This window comes from Naasia sp. SYSU D00948 (assembly GCF_017916515.1).
Classification (GTDB): Bacteria; Actinomycetota; Actinomycetes; order Actinomycetales; family Microbacteriaceae; genus Naasia.
In genome coordinates this window covers 3,186,844-3,203,106 of sequence record NZ_JAFMTA010000001.1, presented here as the reverse complement: position 1 = coordinate 3,203,106, position 16,263 = coordinate 3,186,844, and the positions used below count along the sequence as shown (strand labels likewise).

Below are 16,263 nucleotides of genomic sequence, written 5' to 3'. Positions count from 1 at the left end.
CGTCGGTTCGGTGGTGGCGCTGATCGTGGTGATGCCGGGGGTGAGCGTCCGCGTCGGTTCGGTGGTGGCGCTGATCGTGGTGACGGCGGGGGTGAGCGTCCGCGTCGGTTCGGTGGTGGCGCTGATCGTGGTGATGCCGGGGGTGAGCGTCCGCGTCGGTTCGGTGGTGGCGCTGATCGTGGTGATGCCGGGGGTGAGCGTCCGCGTCGGTTCGGTGGTGGCGCTGATCGTGGTGACGGCGGAAGCGACCGCCCCCGCCGCTTCTCCGAGGGACCGAGGCGGAGCGAGGGCGAGCGTCCCCGCCGATCGGGCGACGGCCCTCGGCGCGGCGAGGGCGACGCGGAGCGCCGTGGCCGGCGTGAGGCAGGGGAGCGGCCTGCATGGTCGCCCCGCGACTCCGGCAGCCGCCACGTCGCTCGGCCGGGAGACCGGGGTGAGCGGCGCGGTCGCGACGGCGCGGACCGTGCGGAGCGGGAGGGGCCGGACCTCCGCCCGTTCCGCCCGCGGCACGACGATCCTCAGATCCCCGAGGACGTCACGCCGTCGATGCTCGACAAGGGTGCCCGCTCCGAGCTCAGGACCCTGAGCAAGGAGAACGCCGACTGGGTCGCCGGGCACCTCGTCATGGCGAGCAGGCTGCTCGACGAGGACCCGGAGCTCGCCCACAGGCACGCCCTGTCGGCGGCGCGGAAGGGCGGCCGCATCGCCGTCGTGCGCGAGACGCTCGCCATCACGGCGTACACCGTCGGCGACTTCGCGCTCGCGCTCCGCGAGCTTCGGACGTTCCGTCGCATCTCCGGCAGCAACGACCAGCTCCCGCTGATGGTGGACAGCGAGCGGGGGGTCGGCAGGCCGGACCGTGCGCTCGAGCTGGGCCGGTCCGTTCCCCGCGAGACGCTGTCGGCGCCCGTGCAGGTGGCGCTCGCAATCGCGATGTCCGGCGCGCGGCTCGACCTCGGACAGCCCGAACTCGCTCTCGGCGAGCTGGAGATCCCGCAGCTGAACCCGGACCGGGCCTTCAGCTACAGCCCGCCGCTGTATCGCGCCTACGCCGAGGTCCTCGACGAGTTGGGCCGGGTGGACGAGGCGGAGCAGTGGCGGGCACGCGCGGCGGTGGCGGAGGAGGCGCTCGAGCCCGAGGAGGACGTCGTCGAGATCGAGGACCTCTCGATCGAGGACGCCGCCGACGATCAGGCGACGGACGGCGCGAAGGCCGACGGTGCCGGCCTCGATGAGGGCATGTCGGATCCGCAGATCGATGCCGGCAGCCCGGACGCCGAGGTCGATGCCGGCGGCCACGACACCGGGGTCGGTGTGAGCAGCCCCGACGCGGAGGACGGCTCCGGGGCGGCGGATGACGCCGGCAGCGCCGCCGAGACGGCGGACTCCGAGCCCTCGGAGGCGGCCGGCGCTTCCGCCGAGCGAGTCGAGAGTGCCGACGTCGCGCACAGCTCCACCGGCGCCGTCACGGATGCTGCACTGACCGCCGAGGACAGTGCCGACGTCGAGGACGCCGCCGGCGCTGTGACAGCGGCAGCCGCGACCGACGCGGCAGCCGTGACCGACGCGGACTCCGCGACGGACGAGAACGAGGACGACACGGATGTGGCGGAGGGCCGCTGAGGGACCGGCGCCGCTCGACGGCGTCGACGTCCTGCTCGCCGACCTCGACGGGGTCGTCTACACCGGTCACCGCGCGATCCCTCACGCGGTCGAGAGCCTGAACGCCGCGGCGGCCTCCGGGATCCGCGTCGGCTACATCACCAACAACGCCTCGCGCAGCGACGCCGTGGTGGCCGCGCACCTCGCCGAGTACGGGCTCCCGGTGCGTCCGGAGGACGTCGTCACCTCGCCGCAGGCGGCGATGCGCCTGCTCGCCGGCACCGTGCCGGAAGGGTCGCTCATCCTCGTGGTGGGCGGCGAAGGCCTCACGACCGAGGTGGAGCGTGCCGGCTTCCGGGTCACCCGATCGGCGGACGACGGCCCGGCCGCCGTCGTCCAGGGCTTCGCGCCCGACGTGGGCTGGGCGCACCTCGCCGAGGCGTCCTTCGCACTCGCCCGGGACCGCGACGGCAACGGCATCCCCTGGATCGCGACCAACACGGACTGGACGATCCCGGTCGCGCGCGGGATCGCGCCGGGCAACGGGAGCCTCGTCGCGGCCGTGCACAACGCCGTCGGGATCCTGCCCCGGGTGGCCGGCAAGCCGGAGACGCCGATCTTCACCGAGGCCGTCGCACGGTTCGCCGCGCGGTCGCCGCTGTTCCTCGGGGATCGCCTCGACACGGACATCCTGGGGGCGCGCCGGGCCGGCATCCGCTCCGCGCACGTGCTCACCGGCATCGACACCGGCAAGCAGCTGATCGCGGCGGCGCCGGACATGCGGCCCGACTTCCTGCTCGAGGACCTGCGCCAGCTCGCGGAGCCGTATCCGGTCGTCGAGCAGCGCAAGGACGTCACGATCGTCGGCACCGCGCGGGTCGCCCTGCGCGACAACCGGCTCGACGTCCTTGCGGACGGCGACCGCCGGATCGACCTGCTCCGCGCGGCGTGCGCCGCGGTCTGGAACTCGGGACTCGCGATCTACGGACTCGACATCCCGCCCCGCATCTACCGCTGACGGCGGACGGCTCTCACACCCGGGAGTGGTGCCGCCCGATCGGCAGCACCAGGGGGGTGCCCGACACGTCGTCCGCGACGATCCGGGCGTCCATGCCGAACACGTCGCGAACCATCGGCGCGGTCACGACGTCCGCCGGCGCTCCCGAGAGATAGAGCCGGCCGTCCTTCACGGCGAACAGCTCGTCCGCGTAGCGGGCGGCCAGGTTCAGGTCGTGCAGGACCATGACGATCGTGGTCCCCTTCTGCCGGTTCAGGTCGGTGAGCAGGTCGAGCACCTCGATCTGGTGCGCGACGTCGAGGAACGTCGTCGGCTCGTCGAGGAGCAGGACGTCCGTCCCCTGCGCAAGCGCCATCGCGATCCACACCCGCTGGCGCTGGCCGCCCGAGAGCTCGTCCACCGACCGGTCCGCGAGATCCAGCACGTCCGTCATGCGGAGCGCCTCGGCGACGGCGGCCTCGTCCTCCTGCGTCCAGGGACGCAGGAACGAGCGGTGCGGATACCGGCCCCGGGCGACGAGGTCGGCGACCGCGATGTCGTCGGGAGCGACGGGCGTCTGCGGGAGGAGTCCGAGGATCTTCGCGACCTCCCGTGTCGGCCGCTCGGCGATGGAGCGCCCGTCCAGCAGGACCGCCCCCGAGCGCGGCGGCAGGAGGCGCGCCATGGCGCGCAGCAGCGTGGACTTCCCGCACGCGTTCGCGCCGACGATGACGCTGATGCGGCCGGCCGGAATGGCGAGGGTGAGCTCCTGGACGACGACGCGGTCGTCGTAGCCGACGGTGAGCGCCTCGGTGACGAGCGAGCGGTGGACCGTCACAGCCGACCTCCGTTCCGGTTGGACCTGGCGATGAGCCAGAGCAGGTAGGGCGCTCCGATCGCGCCCGTGACGACGCCGACCGGGAACGTCGTGAAGAGCAGGTTGCTCCCCACGAGGTCCGCCCCGAGCACCAGGATCGCACCGACGAACGCGGCCGGCAGGAGCAGCGACGCGCCCGGCAGCAGCCGGCCCGCGATCGGCCCGGCGAGGAAGGCGACGAAGGCCACGGGCCCGGCGGCGGCGGTGGCGACCGAGATGAGGCCGACCGCGACGAGGACGAGCAGGAGGCGCGTGGAGTTCGGCCGCACCCCGAGCGCGGCCGCGGCGTCGTCGCCGAGCTGCAGCACGGACAGCCGGCGGGACAGGACGAACGCGGCGGGCGTGAGGACCGCCATCGCCAGCGCGAGGGGCGGAAGGTCGCCCCAGAACGCGCTGCTGAGGCTGCCCGACAGCCACCGCAGCGCCTCCGCCGCCTTGTACACCTCGATGCGCGTCAGCACCCACTGGATGACAGCGAGGAGCACGGTGCCGAGCGCGATCCCGATGAGCACGAGGCGCGAGCCCTGCACGCCGCCCCGCCAGGACAGCGCGTAGAGGAGGAACGCGACGGCGAGACCTGCGACGACGGCCACGACCGACACCGTCGCTCCCTGGGCGCCGAAGAAGCCGATCGCCACCACGGCCGCCGCGCTCGAGCCGTAGCCGATGCCCAGGATGTCGGGGCTCGCGAGCGGATTCCGCAGCATCGTCTGGAACAGGGTGCCCGCCATGCCGAAGGCCGCGCCGATGAGGACGGCCAGGATCGCCCGGGGCAGCCGCAGCCGGCCCACGGTGAAGGAGGCGCCCGGCACGTCCTGGCCGAGGACGACCCGCAGGACGTCGGCGAGGCCGTAGATCCGGTCGCCGACCACGAGCGCGAGGAGGAACAGGGCGACGACGAGCGCTCCGAGCAGGGCCGTCACCACGGTGCGCCGCCGGAGGCGAACCGCCCGCCCCGCGGCGAGGATGCTCACAGCTCCCGGACCTTCGCGCGCCGGATGAGCCAGATGAAGAAGGGGGCCCCGACCACCGCGGTCATGATGCCCACCGGCACGTCGGCGGGACGGTTGATCACCCGGCCCACCACGTCGGCGGCGACCAGGAGCACGGCGCCGAGCAGCGCGGAGTAGGGGAGCAGCCACCGGTGCCCAGGACCTGTGAAGACCCGGGCCGCATGCGGGACGACCAGCCCCACGAAGCCGATGGGTCCCGCGATCGCGACGGCGCCGGCGCTGAGCAGGACGGCCGCGAGCCCCGCGAGCACCCGCGCCGGTCCCACGCGGCCGCCGAGCCCGCGTGCCACATCGTCGCCGAGCGCCAGCACGTCGAGTCCGCGGGAGGACAGCAGCGCGAGCACGAGGCCGAGCCCGAGGAAGGGGAGGACGGGTGCCATCTCGCCGAAGTCGGCGCCGCCCACGCCGCCCACCTGCCAGAAGCGGAAGACGTTGAACACGTCGGTCCGCACGAGGAGGACCGCGGACACGAGGGACGCGAGGGCCGCCGAGGTCGCGGCGCCGGCGATCGCGAGCTTGAGCGGCGTCGCGCCGGCCCGCCCGATCGAGCCGACCGCGTAGACGAGGAGAGCTGCGCCGGCGGCGCCCGCCTGGGCGAACCAGATGTACTCGCCGGTCGAGTCGATCGAGAGCACGGAGATCCCGAGGACGACGGCGAGGGCGCTGCCCGCGTTGACCCCGAGCAGACCGGGATCCGCGAGCGGGTTCCGGGTGATCCCCTGCATGACGGCGCCCGAGAGCCCGAGAGCGCCACCGACGAGGATGGCGAGGGCCGTCCGAGGGACGCGCGTCGCGACCGCCTGCTCCGCGAAGGAGTTGGGATCCGGCGCGAGGACGCCGCCCACCACCTCGTCCCACGACACCACGCGCGAGCCGAAGACGAGCGACAGGAGGACCGCGGCGGCCAGGCCCGCGAGCCCCACGGCCAGGCCGATCAGGAGCCTCCGGCGGCGACGCGCCGGCCGGACCACGCTGGGTCCGGCCGGCGCGTCGGTGGCGGTTCCGTCGATCACTGCACCTTCGCGGCCGCGTCGGCGAGGATCTGCGTGTACTCGTCGATGCCCCAGGGGATTGACAGGACCGTGGGCGTCGTCATGGCGGCGGCGAGTGCATCCGACTCGGTGACGATGGCCACGGCTCCCGCCTGGACGGCCGGAAGGGCGCCGAGCAGCGGCTCGGCCTGCATCGCCGCGAGGGTGTCCTCGCCGCCGTAGTTGAGGATGATGTCGGCGTCCGCGAGGACGTCCAGGTTCTCCGCGGTGAGCGTGGCGAAGAACTGCCCCTCGTTCTCGGCGGCGAGCTGCTGCACGCCCGCCGACGGCTCCATGCCGAGGTCCGCGAGGAACGAGACCCGCGCGTCCTCCGGGAGGTAGACGTACACGGAGCTCGTGTCGCCGGGGTCGACCCAGAGGTAGGCGAACGTCGTGCCCTGAAGCTCCGGATGGGCGGCCGCCGCGTCCGCGATGAGCTGCTCGGTGTCGGCGACGAGCTCGTCCGCCTCGTCCGCCAGGCCGAGGGCGGCGCCGTTGAGGGTGGTGCTCTCGCGCCAGTCGACGAGCCAGGGCTCGCCCGGGAAGGAGACGGTCGGGGCGATCTCGGTGAGGGTCTGGTACTCCTCCTCGGTGAGACCCGAGTTCGCGCCGAGGATGAGGTCCGGAGCCGTATCGGCGACCTGCTCGAAGTTGATGCCGTCGACCTCGTCGAAGAGCTCGGGGGTCTCGCCGCCCAGCTCGTCGAGCGCGTCCTGGACCCAGGGCAGGATGCCGTCGCCGTTGTCGTCGGCGTAGGTGACGAAGGGCATCCCGACGGGCACGACACCGAGGGCGAGAGCGACGTCCTGGTTCCCCCACGCCACGGTGGCGACGCGCTCCGGCTGCTCGGGGACCTCGGTGGCGCCGTACGCGTGCTCGACGGTGACAGGGAAGCCGCCGCCGCCGGCGCTGCCGCCGTCGGAGGCGGGAGTGGTGGAGCTGCACGCCGTGAGCAGCAGCGCCCCGGAGAGAGTGAGGGCGGCCGCTATGGCCGGACGGCGGAGAGAGAGCACGTGCAGTCCTTTCGAAGTGAGGTAAGGCTACCCTAACCACGCGCTCCGGCGCGGGGCCAATGAGCCAGGGGAGCCGACGGGTACCGTGGGACCCGTGACCGAGGAGATCGCTGCGGCGCTCGCCGAGCTCGAGGAGCTGCCGCTCGCCGAGCGGGCGGACGGCTACCTGACACTGCTCGAGCAGCTGCGCCGCCGCCTCGAGGAGGCGGACGGCTGATGTCCGGATCCCGGCTCGACACCGCGCTCGTCGACCGGGGCCTCGCGCGCTCCCGGACGCACGCGGCACGCCTGGTGGCCGACGGCCTCGTCACGGTGGACGACCGGCCGGCTCTGAAGCCGTCCGCCCGGGTCGCCGACGACTCGCGCATCCAGGTCGCCGAGACCGACGACTACGTGAGCCGGGCGGCTCACAAGCTCCTCGCGGCGCTCGAGCAGTTCCCGGTCCGGGTCGAAGGGCGGCTGGCGCTCGACGCGGGAGCGTCGACCGGCGGCTTCACCCAGGTGCTGCTCGAGCGGGGCGCCGAGCGGGTGATCGCGGTCGACGTGGGGCACGGCCAGCTCGCCCGGCTGATCGCCTCCGATCCGCGGGTGGACTCGTATGAGGGCGTGAACGTGCGCACCCTCGACGCGCCCGCCCTCGCCGCACTGACCGGCTCGGAGCGCCGTCCTCAGCTGGTCGTCGCGGACCTCTCCTTCATCTCGCTCACCCAGGTGCTGCCCGCCCTGAGCGACGCCGCGACGCCGGACGCGGACTTCGTGGTCCTGATCAAGCCTCAGTTCGAGGTGGGTCGTCAGGGCGTGCGCGAGGGCATCGTCCGGGACGCGGCCCTCCGCGCCGATGCGATCCGGGACGTGCTGTGGAGCGCATGGGATCTCGGCCTCGGGACGGCCGGGCTCATCGCCTCCCCGCTGCCCGGGACCGGCGGGAACCGGGAGTACCTGGCCTGGCTCGCGCGCTCCGCGGAGGACCCGTCCGGCGTGCTCGACCCGGACCGGCTCACGCGTCTGGCCGGCTGACCGACCTCCCGGGCACGTCGGAGAAGTCCAGCGAGTTGTGGTGGTAGTCGAGCGCGTCGTCGAAGTCCTCGACGGCGACGGGAGTGTTGCGCGTCAGCAGCAGGTAGACCTGGCCGGACGTCGTCTCCAGGTTCCAGATGCCGCTCATCTGCGGGCCGCTCGTCAGGATCTCGAACGCCTGCCGGGCGAGCGCCGCCGAGTCCTGCTCCTTCGCGATGTAGGACTGCGAGCCGTAGTGGACTCGAACTGACATGAGCGGCTTCTCCTGCGGGCGATCCGATGTGCCGACTCTCCTACGCGAGCGGTCCCCTCGGCAACGGGTTGCGCGACCTCGAACCGCCCGCCCCCGTCCGATCGTGTCGTCCCGTTCCGACAGAATGGGAGGAGTACCCGGCGAAGGCAGGAGCGGAAACGGTGACGGAAGCCCGCTACATGCTCGTGGTCTCCCACACCGGCAGGCGCGAGTCCCTGGACGCCGCGGCCGGCGTGGTGACGCGGCTGGCGGAGGCGGGCGTCACACCCGTGCTGCTCGAGGAGGAGCGGGAGGACCTGCTCGCCGCGTGCGGCGACTTCGGTGGCGCCGTGCGCATGTTCGACGGCATGGACGCGTCCCTGCTCGAGCTCGTCATCGTCCTCGGCGGTGACGGCACCATCCTCCGCGCGGCGGAGATCGTGCGCGGCTCCTCCGTGCCGCTGCTCGGCGTGAACCTGGGCCACATCGGCTTCCTCGCCGAGGCGGAGCGCGAGGACCTCGGCGAGACGCTGCGCCGCGTGCTCGCGCGCGACTACGACGTCGAGGAGCGCATGACCATCGACGTCGCCGTCAAGGTGGACGGCGAGATCGCCTACACGAGCTGGGCCCTCAACGAGGCGACCATCGAGAAGGCCAGCCGGGAGCGGATGCTCGAGGTCGTGATGGAGATCAACGGCCGGCCGCTGTCCACCTTCGGCTGCGACGGCGTCGTCCTGTCCACGCCGACGGGCTCGACGGCCTACGCCTTCTCCGGCGGCGGCCCCGTGGTGTGGCCGAACGTCGAGGCGATCCTCGTCGTGCCGCTCGCCGCCCACGCGCTGTTCGCCCGCCCCCTCGTGGTCGGGCCGACCTCGACCGTCGCCGTCGAGGTCCTTCAGCGCACCAACGGCAGCGGCATCCTCTTCTGCGACGGACGCCGCACGGAGACGCTCCCGCCCGGCGCCCGGGTCGAGGTGCGGCGCTCCGGCACGCCGGTGCGGCTCGCCCGGCTCCAGCGCGGCGTCTTCACCGACCGGCTCGTGCGGAAGTTCGACCTGCCGGTCTCGGGGTGGCGGGGGCCGGCGGGCGCGTGATCGAGGAGATCGGCATCCGCGACCTCGGGGTGATCGGCGAGGCGACGCTGCCTCTCGGCCCGGGCTTCACGGCGCTCACGGGAGAGACCGGCGCGGGCAAGACCATGGTCGTGACGGCGCTCGGGCTCCTGCTCGGCGAGCGGGCGGACGCGAGCGTCATCCGGAAGGGCAGCGACCGCGCGGTCGTCGACGGGCGCTGGGTCGTGCCCGAGGAGGGCGAGGTCGCCGAGCGGGTCCGGGATGCCGGCGGCGAGCTCGATCCGATCGGGTCCGGCCGCGCGGAGCTGCTGATGTCCCGCACCCTGGCCGCGGAGGGACGCAGCCGCGCGTCCGTGGGCGGGCGCTCGGCTCCGGCGGGTCTGCTCGCGGAGCTCGCCGACCGCCTCGTCGTGGTGCACGGCCAGTCCGACCAGATCCGGCTCCGCTCCGCCGCGGCGCAGCGGGAGGCGCTGGACCGGTACGCCGGCCCCGACTTCGCCGCGGCGCTCGAGAACTACCAGACGGCCTACCGGCGCTGGACCGCCAACCGCGACGAGCTCGACCGGCTGATTGCGGAACGGGAGCTTCGCGCGGCCGAGGCGGCAGAGCTCCGGGCCGCGGTCGCCGAGATCGAGGTGGTCGCACCGCAGTCCGGCGAGCAGGAGGAGCTGGAGGCGCGGGCCCTGCGGCTCGGCAACGCCGAGGAGCTGAGGGTCGCCGCGGCGCAGGCGCACGAGCTCCTCTCGTCCGAGGACGACGCGCCGGACGTCACCTCGATGCTCGACCAGGCGCGCCGGCTGCTCGAGCGCGTCGCGGAGCTCGACCCGGAGCTGTCCGCCCTCGCCGACACGGTCGGCAATCTCTCGTTCCTGGCCGCCGACGCCGCGACGGAGCTCGCGAGCTACGCCGCGGGATTCGACACCGACTCGGCCCGCGACCTGGAGGCGATCCAGCAGCGCATCTCGGAGCTCGCGGTCCTCGTCCGCAAGTACGGGCCGACGCTCGAGGACGTCATCGACTTCCTCGACACCGGGAGCCGCCGGCTCCTCGAGCTCGACACCGATGAGGACCGGATCGCCGCCCTCGAGGCCGAGGTCGACGCGGACGTCGTCGTCGTCGCGGAGCTCGCGGAGACCCTCAGCGTGCTGCGCAGCGAGGCCGGCGCGCGGCTCGCGGAGGCGGTCAGCGCCGAGCTGTCGGCGCTCGCCATGCCGGACGCGCAGCTCATGGTCGATGTCCGTGGCCGGGAGGACTTCACGATGAGCGGACGGGACTCCGTCCAGCTCCTGCTGCAGCCTCACCCCGGCGCCGAGCCGCGACCGCTCGGCCGAGGTGCGTCGGGTGGTGAGCTGTCGCGCATCATGCTCGCGATCGAGGTGGTCCTCGCCGCGTCGACCCCGGTCCCGACCTTCGTGTTCGACGAGGTCGACGCGGGAGTCGGCGGCGCGGCGGCCATCGAGATCGGCCGGCGCCTCGGGCGCCTCGCGGAGAGCGCGCAGGTCATCGTCGTGACCCATCTCGCCCAGGTCGCGGCGTTCGCCCGCAACCACCTGCGGGTGGAGAAGGACCGCAGCGGTGCGGTGACCGAGTCGAGCGTGCGCCGCCTCGAGGGGGATGAGCGGGTCGCCGAGATGGCGCGCCTGCTGTCGGGCCTGCCCGACTCGGAGACGGGGCTCGCGCACGCCCGCGAGCTGCTCGACCTCAGCCGCTGACGCCCCTTCGCGTCCCGGTGGGTCGCGTCCGCGTCCTTCGCGTCCGCGTCGTTACGTCCGGCGTCCGGAAGTGAAACGTCGCCGTAACACCGCCGTGGAAGCATGAGGAACGCAACGTGAGCCGTTGTGACCACCCCGGGACACAAGACCCCGGCGGTGCCGAACAGCAGGGGGACACCGGCTTGCGCGCGGTGCCGACCCCTCCCTCGAATCCTCGAAGGACGGCAGATGCTCTCAGTCACGATCCTGGCCGGCAATCCCAAGCCCGCATCACGCACCCTGCGTGTCGCGGAGGCGGTGGTGGACCGGCTGCTCGCTCCCGGCAGCTACGAGACGCGGGTCATCGACCTCGCGGACCACGCTGCCTCCATCTTCACCTGGCCCTCGGAGGAGATGGCGGAGCTCACGGCCGCCGTGGCGGCCACCGACCTCCTCGTCGTCGCCTCGCCCACCTACAAGGCGAGCTATACGGGGCTCCTCAAGGGCTTCCTCGACCGCTACCCGGCCAACGGGCTCGCGGGGGTCGTCGCGATCCCCGTGATGACGGGCGGCGACAGCACCCACTCGGTCGGGCTCGACGCTCACCTGCGGCCCCTGCTCGTCGAGCTCGGCGCCAGCGTGCCGACGCGGGGCCTCTACTTCACGATGAACCGGATGGGGGAGCTCGCGGATGTCGTCGGCGCCTGGGCCGACGAGGCGTCCGCCGCGCTCGCCCGCATCTCGGGTCTCGATGCGGCCCTCCGCATCCCGGCCGTGGAGGGGGTCCGATGACCCCGCTCGACCCGGTCGCCGCCGACGCGGCGGAGCTGCGCGCGGCCTTCGGGCGGTTCCCGAGCGGGATCGCGGCCCTCTGCGCCGAGGTGGACGGCGAGAAGCTCGGCCTCGTCGCGTCGTCCTTCTCCGTCGGGGTCTCCTTCGACCCGCCCCTCGTGATGTTCTCCGTGCAGAACAGCTCGACCACCTGGCCTCGGCTGCGCCAGGCGTCCCGGATCGGCGTCTCGGTCCTCGGCCGCGATCATGCCGCTGCCTGCCGCCAGCTCGCGTCCCGGCGAGGCGACCGGTTCCGCGACCTGGACATCGTCCGCTCGCGGACGGGCGCTCTCCTCCTGCACGGCTCGGCCGTCTGGATGGAGTGCGAGATCCTCTCCGAGAACCCGGCCGGCGACCACGCAATCGTGCTGCTCGCCGTCAAGGAGATGAGGGTGGACCGCGAGATGGAGCCTCTCGTCTACCACGGCGCGGAGTTCCGGCAGCTCGCGGTCGCCTCCTGACGGAGGCGCCGACAGGCGGAACGGACGGATCGCGGGCGCCAGCGGTGCGATCCGTCCGTTCCGAGCTCCCATCAGGGGTCAGCAGACCGGCGCGGGCAGGTCGATCCGCCGGGCGTCCCGCTCGGGGGAGGGAACGAGCTGGGTGATCGAGAGGACCGCCGGCTCGGATCCCGGGTTGCTGATGAAGTGCGGGCCGACCTCGATGAAGGTGTCGCCGACCGTGAAGGTCTCCGCGGGGCCGCAGTCGAGCTGGCGGGTCACGGTGCCGCTCTTCACGGTCGCGATCACGATCCCCGGGTGCTCGTGCCAGCCGGAGTACCCGCCCACCGCGTAGGTGAGCTCGAAGTCGAGGACCGTCACGTCCCCCTGGGTCTTCAGCTCGATGCCGTCGGCCTTCGCCTTCTTGCCCTCCTCCAGCTCCCCGATGACCGCGGGTCCGGGGCTCGTGCCGGAGCCCGGCGTGGCCGTGGCCACCGTCACCGTCCCGATCGCCACGGCGACCGCCGCGGCGATGCCGATGGACGACTTCCAGATGAGACCCTGCTTCTTCATGACGACTCCTCTGTCGGACAACGCAGGGGGTCAGTCTCGCGCTCAAGTCCCTTGATGATCAAGAGAATTAGGCCTCTGGCGGAGGAGGTCAGGATGCGTTCACAGGCGCTGTCGCAGATGCCTCCGGGGCCGGCGGGCCGCTCGGCTCGGCGGCGGGGGCTCGGACCTGTCCGGCGACGGCTCCGGCCCACAGGACGACCGCGAGGACGGCGATGAGCGCCGTGCCGAGGACCGCGTCGCCCACCCCGGCGAACTGGTCGAGGTCGATGACCGCGTCGAGATCGCGGGCCAGGGCCGCGAAGGCCAGCACGGTCACGCCGAACAGGTTGTTGGCGAGGAACAGCAGCACCCTGGCGGGCACCGGGTAGGACACGGACCCCTCATGGGTCGTGTCGGCGCCGGTGACGAAGCCCCACAGGAAGCCGAGGAGGACGAAGGCGATCACGCTCGCACCGAGGAGGGCGCTGAGCGGGTTCGCGAGGACCTCCCGCCAGGCCGCGGCCTCCGCCAGCAGGAGGGCGACGCTCAGCGCGGCGAGCTCCGCCGACCCCAGCCGGCGGCGGACGGCGAGGACGATGCCCAGCAGGATCGAGCCCGCCGCGAGGAGCACGGACGCCGCCTCGGACGACCAGGTCCCCTCGAGGCCGAGAAGCGCGGGCACGCTCGACGCCCCGATCACGAGTCCGAAGGCGAGGAGCAGCTCGGGAACGCCGCGTCGTCCCCGATGGGCCAGGACGATCGCGAGCACGACCAGCCCGGCGGCGACGAGGGTGCGGATCGCGAGGGTGACGGCCGTGCTGGACAGCACCGTGACCGCGGCGGACGCGAGGGCCGCCGGCGTCGCGCCTCCGCCCCACGTCATGAAGACCTGGGCCGCGAGCAGGACGACCGTGACCGGGATGAGGAGCGCGGTCACCGCGGCGGCCACCGGCAGCACGATTCCGCCCACTCCGCCGAGCGTCTCCTCCGGGGTGACGGGGCGTCCGCGGCGCCTCGCGAGCCACAGGAGGGCCACGCCGGCCACGAGCAGGCCGAGCAGGATGCCTGTGCCGACCAGCTCCTCGGGAGGCGCTGCGGCCGGGGATCCCGTCGCGTAGCGGAGCGCCGTCTCCACCGTCAGCCAGACCGCGAGGATCCCGAACGCCCAGCGCAGGACCGGCCGCCCCCTGCCCGTCGGCGACGCCGCGGCCGCGGGCGAGCGCTCCCGGACGGTGGCGACGATGGCGAACGCGGCCGCGATCGCGAACTCGGCCACCGCGACGCCGGCGGCGAGGGCGGCGGGCGCGGCGAGCGATCCGAGCGCTCCCATGAGGATGCTCGCGGTCGGCGGACCGAAGTCGATCCCGAAGGGGAGGGTCTGGGCCGCGGCGCGCCAGAGGGACACCACCGTGGTTCCGCCGATCAGTGCGAGGACGATCGCGAACTCGACCCAGGAGAAGGGGCGCCGGCGCCGCACGACGAGCAGCACCACCAGGCCGATCGAGGCCACGAGCGACACGACCTTGCCCGGCGTGACGAGGGTGAAGTCGAGGGCCTCGCCCTGGTCCATCCCGCCGAGGTAGAGCAGGAGCAGGCAGCTGAGCGCCGTGATGGGCGCGGCGGCGACCCAGCGCATGTGCATGGCCGCCGTCTGGAGCAGCGCGGCCGACAGCACGACGAGCGCGAAGAAGAGGGGGAGGAGCACGCGCGGCAGCGACAGCGCCGCGGCGCCGTTCGACAGCGAGAGCGGCAGGACCGCCCGGAGCAGTGGCGAGGCCACGACGAGGAGCACGGCCAGCCCGAATGCGACGGTGCTGGAGAGGACGATCGTCCGCAGACCGATGGGCCATCCGGTGTCGCGGAGGCGGCCTGCGCGGATCGGGCCGATCAGCAGCCGGGACGTGAACCGCCCGGCGCCGGCGCGCGCCCTCGCGGGCAGAGACATCCTGCTCATCCGAGTCCAATCCGCCACACCTGGAGGCCGGGACCGATCACGACCGCCTCGGAGCCGGAGAGCAGCAGGTGCGGGTCGGCGGGATCCGCCCGCTCGGGCAGGGTCCACTCGGCCGCGCTCGTTCCGTCCGCCTCGCGCAGCGCGACGGTGTCGCCGGCGAGGGTCAGGATCCGCCCGTCGGCGTCGATCCGGACGGACTGGGATCCCGGAGCCGTCCACTGCTCCGCCCCGGTGCTGGCGTCGAACCGCACCGTCTCCTCGTCGGTCGCCGCGACGACGCCGGTCGCGTCGGCGGCGATGGACCGGACGAGGCCGGTCAGCGTCGCCTCCCAGAGGACCTCGCCCGTGCGGGCGTCCACGGCGAGCAGCTCGCCGTCCTCGGTGACGAGGTACGCGAGCGGCTCGGACGGCGCCGCCGCCAGGGCCGCGGACATCCCGAGGTCCTCGCGCCACAGGAGCTCGCCGGTCTGCGCGTCGAGACCGCTCACCCGGCCGCGCTCATCCGCCGCCACGACGGTGCCGACCGCCGCCACCACCTCGCCGCGGGTGTCCGCGCCCAGGGGAGTCGACCAGCGCTCGCGTCCGTCGCCGGCGTCGAGGCGGGCGACGGTGCCGCCCCGCGTGGCGACCAGGACGTCACGGGATCCGGGAAGCGCGGCCGCGCGGGCGAGCGCGAGGTCGTCGCCCTCCCAGCTCCAGACCCGCCGGCCCCGCTCGTCGTAGGCGCGCACGGCGCGGTCCTCGGTCGCCGCCACGACGAGCTCCCCGACGGCGGAGACGGTCGCGATCGATCCGCCCGGATGCGCGCTCCACGCCAGGACCGCCCGATCGTCGTCGAGACGCCAGGCCAGCAGATCGTCGCCGTGCTCGTTCGGAGTCACGATGAGCCCGCCCGGAGTCCGCGCGGGTGGCGTGACGATGTTGCCCTGCCGGATCGACTCCCCGAAGAACTGGTCGACGACGACGGCGTCCAGGGTCTCCAGGAGGCCGGGACCGGAGGAGCGTCCGTCCTCGGCGTCCTCCGGTTCCTCCGCGGTGCCCTCGCTCTCCTCGGCAGGCGGGGGGAACGGGGCCGACTCGCGCACGGCGACGGACCCGATCCGCTCGCCGTTCTGCTCGCCGACGGAGAAGAGCCGCCCCTCGCCGGGACACCAGACGGAGGTGTCCGTGCTCGTCAGCAGCGGTCCCACGCCCGGCTGCTCGAGCGTCAGCGTGCCCTCGACCTGCAGGCACCCGTCCGGCGGGTCGAAGCGCTCGCCCTCCGCGCCGGTCAGCTGCTCGTCCGCGGCGACAGCGCGGAACTCCGACTCGAACGTGAGCGCGCCGTCGCCGAGCGCGGATCCGCTGCTCGACCACTCCGCGCCGGGAGCCGCATCCGACGGCAGCAGCAGCAGTCCGGGCTCGAAGGTGAAGCCGACGACGCCGCCCCAGGACGCGATCTGCCGCAGCCCGTCCTCACCGAGGACGTACAGGTCGTTGTACTGCCCCTCGTCCGCGGTGGTGATCTCGCGCCAGAAGTGTGCGCTCCGGACTCCTTCGTCGCCGAGCGCGCCGATCACCGCCGAGCTCACGACGTCCGGTCCGGTGAGGGCGCCCTGCACCCCGACGACGCGGGAGTGGTCGACCGCGCGGACCGAGCCGTCCTGCATCCGGTAGCGCGTCGATTCGCCGTCGGAGGGCACGAAGCGGGCCGCGGCGCCGCCGGGTTCGCCGGCCGTCGGGAGGTCCAGGGCGAGCAGGCTCCCGGTGAGCGCGACGAGCAGTGCCGGGACGACGATCGCCGGGAGAAGGCGGCGACGGGGGCGCGCACCGTCGGCCCCTCCGCTCACGGACGCCAGTGTAGGGGGAGAGCGGTTCCGGGCACCGCAGGTGCATCGTGCTGGGTTCCCCCCAGTCCGGGGCGTCCCGAACGCGCAAATCGGCAGGCAAGGCCGGGTGTG

General features: G+C 73.6%; 17 protein-coding genes. 8 read left to right on the top strand and 9 right to left on the bottom strand.

Annotation, left to right across the window (positions count from 1 at the left end; translation table 11 throughout):
* Positions 1 to 510, bottom strand: a 510-nt coding sequence (locus J3P30_RS14950) for a hypothetical protein (protein WP_374058561.1), incomplete at its 3' end; no start/stop codon positions are given.
* 36 nt (positions 511 to 546) lie between these two features.
* On the opposite strand from J3P30_RS14950, the gene J3P30_RS14945 reads away from it, so the two are divergent.
* Positions 547 to 1,623: a hypothetical protein gene (locus J3P30_RS14945; protein WP_246852789.1), complete on the top strand. Its 1,077-nt coding sequence runs from the start codon at positions 547 to 549 to the stop codon at positions 1,621 to 1,623.
* Positions 1,604 to 2,620 (top strand): HAD-IIA family hydrolase, encoded by a 1,017-nt coding sequence (locus tag J3P30_RS14940; RefSeq protein ID WP_210481775.1) that lies wholly within the window; start codon positions 1,604 to 1,606, stop codon positions 2,618 to 2,620. Before J3P30_RS14945 ends, J3P30_RS14940 begins: the two co-directional genes overlap by 20 nt.
* Before the next feature lie 13 nt (positions 2,621 to 2,633).
* On the opposite strand, the gene J3P30_RS14935 is transcribed toward J3P30_RS14940, so the two are convergent.
* From J3P30_RS14935 to J3P30_RS14920, 4 genes are read right to left on the bottom strand one after another with little or no spacing between them, the layout of a single operon-like run.
* On the bottom strand, positions 2,634 to 3,437 hold the full coding sequence (locus J3P30_RS14935; RefSeq protein WP_210481774.1) for an ABC transporter ATP-binding protein: 804 nt from the start codon (positions 3,435 to 3,437) through the stop codon (positions 2,634 to 2,636).
* Positions 3,434 to 4,450, bottom strand: coding sequence for an iron chelate uptake ABC transporter family permease subunit (locus J3P30_RS14930; RefSeq protein WP_307807531.1), 1,017 nt, complete (start codon positions 4,448 to 4,450; stop codon positions 3,434 to 3,436). The genes J3P30_RS14935 and J3P30_RS14930 overlap by 4 nt, the downstream gene beginning before the upstream one ends.
* A complete protein-coding gene (locus tag J3P30_RS14925) occupies positions 4,447 to 5,499 on the bottom strand; it encodes an iron ABC transporter permease (RefSeq protein ID WP_210482040.1) in 1,053 nt (350 codons plus the stop codon). Before J3P30_RS14925 ends, J3P30_RS14930 begins: the two co-directional genes overlap by 4 nt.
* Positions 5,499 to 6,533, bottom strand: coding sequence for an iron-siderophore ABC transporter substrate-binding protein (locus J3P30_RS14920; protein WP_307807529.1), 1,035 nt, complete (start codon positions 6,531 to 6,533; stop codon positions 5,499 to 5,501). The genes J3P30_RS14925 and J3P30_RS14920 overlap by 1 nt, the downstream gene beginning before the upstream one ends.
* Positions 6,534 to 6,627: 94 nt before the next feature.
* Here J3P30_RS14920 and J3P30_RS15480 point away from each other — a divergent pair, with 94 nt between their 5' ends.
* Together J3P30_RS15480 and J3P30_RS14915 are read left to right on the top strand one after the other, a co-directional pair.
* Positions 6,628 to 6,750, top strand: a complete 123-nt coding sequence (locus tag J3P30_RS15480; RefSeq protein ID WP_282593735.1) for a hypothetical protein — start codon at positions 6,628 to 6,630, stop codon at positions 6,748 to 6,750.
* Positions 6,750 to 7,550 carry a TlyA family RNA methyltransferase gene (locus J3P30_RS14915; protein WP_210481773.1) on the top strand — a complete coding sequence of 267 codons (801 nt, stop codon included), beginning with the start codon at positions 6,750 to 6,752 and terminating at the stop codon, positions 7,548 to 7,550. The genes J3P30_RS15480 and J3P30_RS14915 overlap by 1 nt, the downstream gene beginning before the upstream one ends.
* Here J3P30_RS14915 and J3P30_RS14910 read toward each other — a convergent pair.
* On the bottom strand, positions 7,531 to 7,803 hold the full coding sequence (locus J3P30_RS14910) for a hypothetical protein (protein ID WP_210481772.1): 273 nt from the start codon (positions 7,801 to 7,803) through the stop codon (positions 7,531 to 7,533). The genes J3P30_RS14915 and J3P30_RS14910 overlap by 20 nt on opposite strands.
* A gap of 161 nt (positions 7,804 to 7,964) precedes the next feature.
* On the opposite strand from J3P30_RS14910, the gene J3P30_RS14905 reads away from it, so the two are divergent.
* The 4 genes from J3P30_RS14905 (at position 7,965) to J3P30_RS14890 (ending at position 11,838) form a co-directional block, all read left to right on the top strand.
* A complete protein-coding gene (locus J3P30_RS14905; protein WP_374058560.1) occupies positions 7,965 to 8,876 on the top strand; it encodes an NAD kinase in 912 nt (303 codons plus the stop codon).
* Positions 8,873 to 10,567, top strand: a complete 1,695-nt coding sequence (recN, locus tag J3P30_RS14900; RefSeq protein ID WP_210481771.1) for a DNA repair protein RecN — start codon at positions 8,873 to 8,875, stop codon at positions 10,565 to 10,567. The genes J3P30_RS14905 and recN overlap by 4 nt, the downstream gene beginning before the upstream one ends.
* Positions 10,568 to 10,795: 228 nt before the next feature.
* A complete protein-coding gene (locus J3P30_RS14895) occupies positions 10,796 to 11,338 on the top strand; it encodes an NADPH-dependent FMN reductase (RefSeq protein WP_210481770.1) in 543 nt (180 codons plus the stop codon).
* The gene (locus tag J3P30_RS14890; RefSeq protein ID WP_210481769.1) at positions 11,335 to 11,838 is read left to right on the top strand and encodes a flavin reductase family protein; all 504 of its coding nucleotides are present in this window, start codon (positions 11,335 to 11,337) and stop codon (positions 11,836 to 11,838) included. The genes J3P30_RS14895 and J3P30_RS14890 overlap by 4 nt, the downstream gene beginning before the upstream one ends.
* 78 nt (positions 11,839 to 11,916) lie before the next feature.
* On the opposite strand, the gene J3P30_RS14885 is transcribed toward J3P30_RS14890, so the two are convergent.
* The 3 genes from J3P30_RS14885 to J3P30_RS14875 all read right to left on the bottom strand — a co-directional run bounded on the left by J3P30_RS14885 (position 11,917) and on the right by J3P30_RS14875 (position 16,152).
* The gene (locus J3P30_RS14885; RefSeq protein WP_210481768.1) at positions 11,917 to 12,390 is read right to left on the bottom strand and encodes a cupin domain-containing protein; all 474 of its coding nucleotides are present in this window, start codon (positions 12,388 to 12,390) and stop codon (positions 11,917 to 11,919) included.
* Between the two features lie 88 nt (positions 12,391 to 12,478).
* Entirely contained in the window at positions 12,479 to 14,323 is a 1,845-nt protein-coding gene (locus tag J3P30_RS14880; protein WP_210481767.1) for a hypothetical protein, read from the bottom strand.
* A complete protein-coding gene (locus tag J3P30_RS14875) occupies positions 14,320 to 16,152 on the bottom strand; it encodes a PQQ-binding-like beta-propeller repeat protein (protein ID WP_210481766.1) in 1,833 nt (610 codons plus the stop codon). Before J3P30_RS14875 ends, J3P30_RS14880 begins: the two co-directional genes overlap by 4 nt.
* Positions 16,153 to 16,263: the final 111 nt, after the last annotated feature.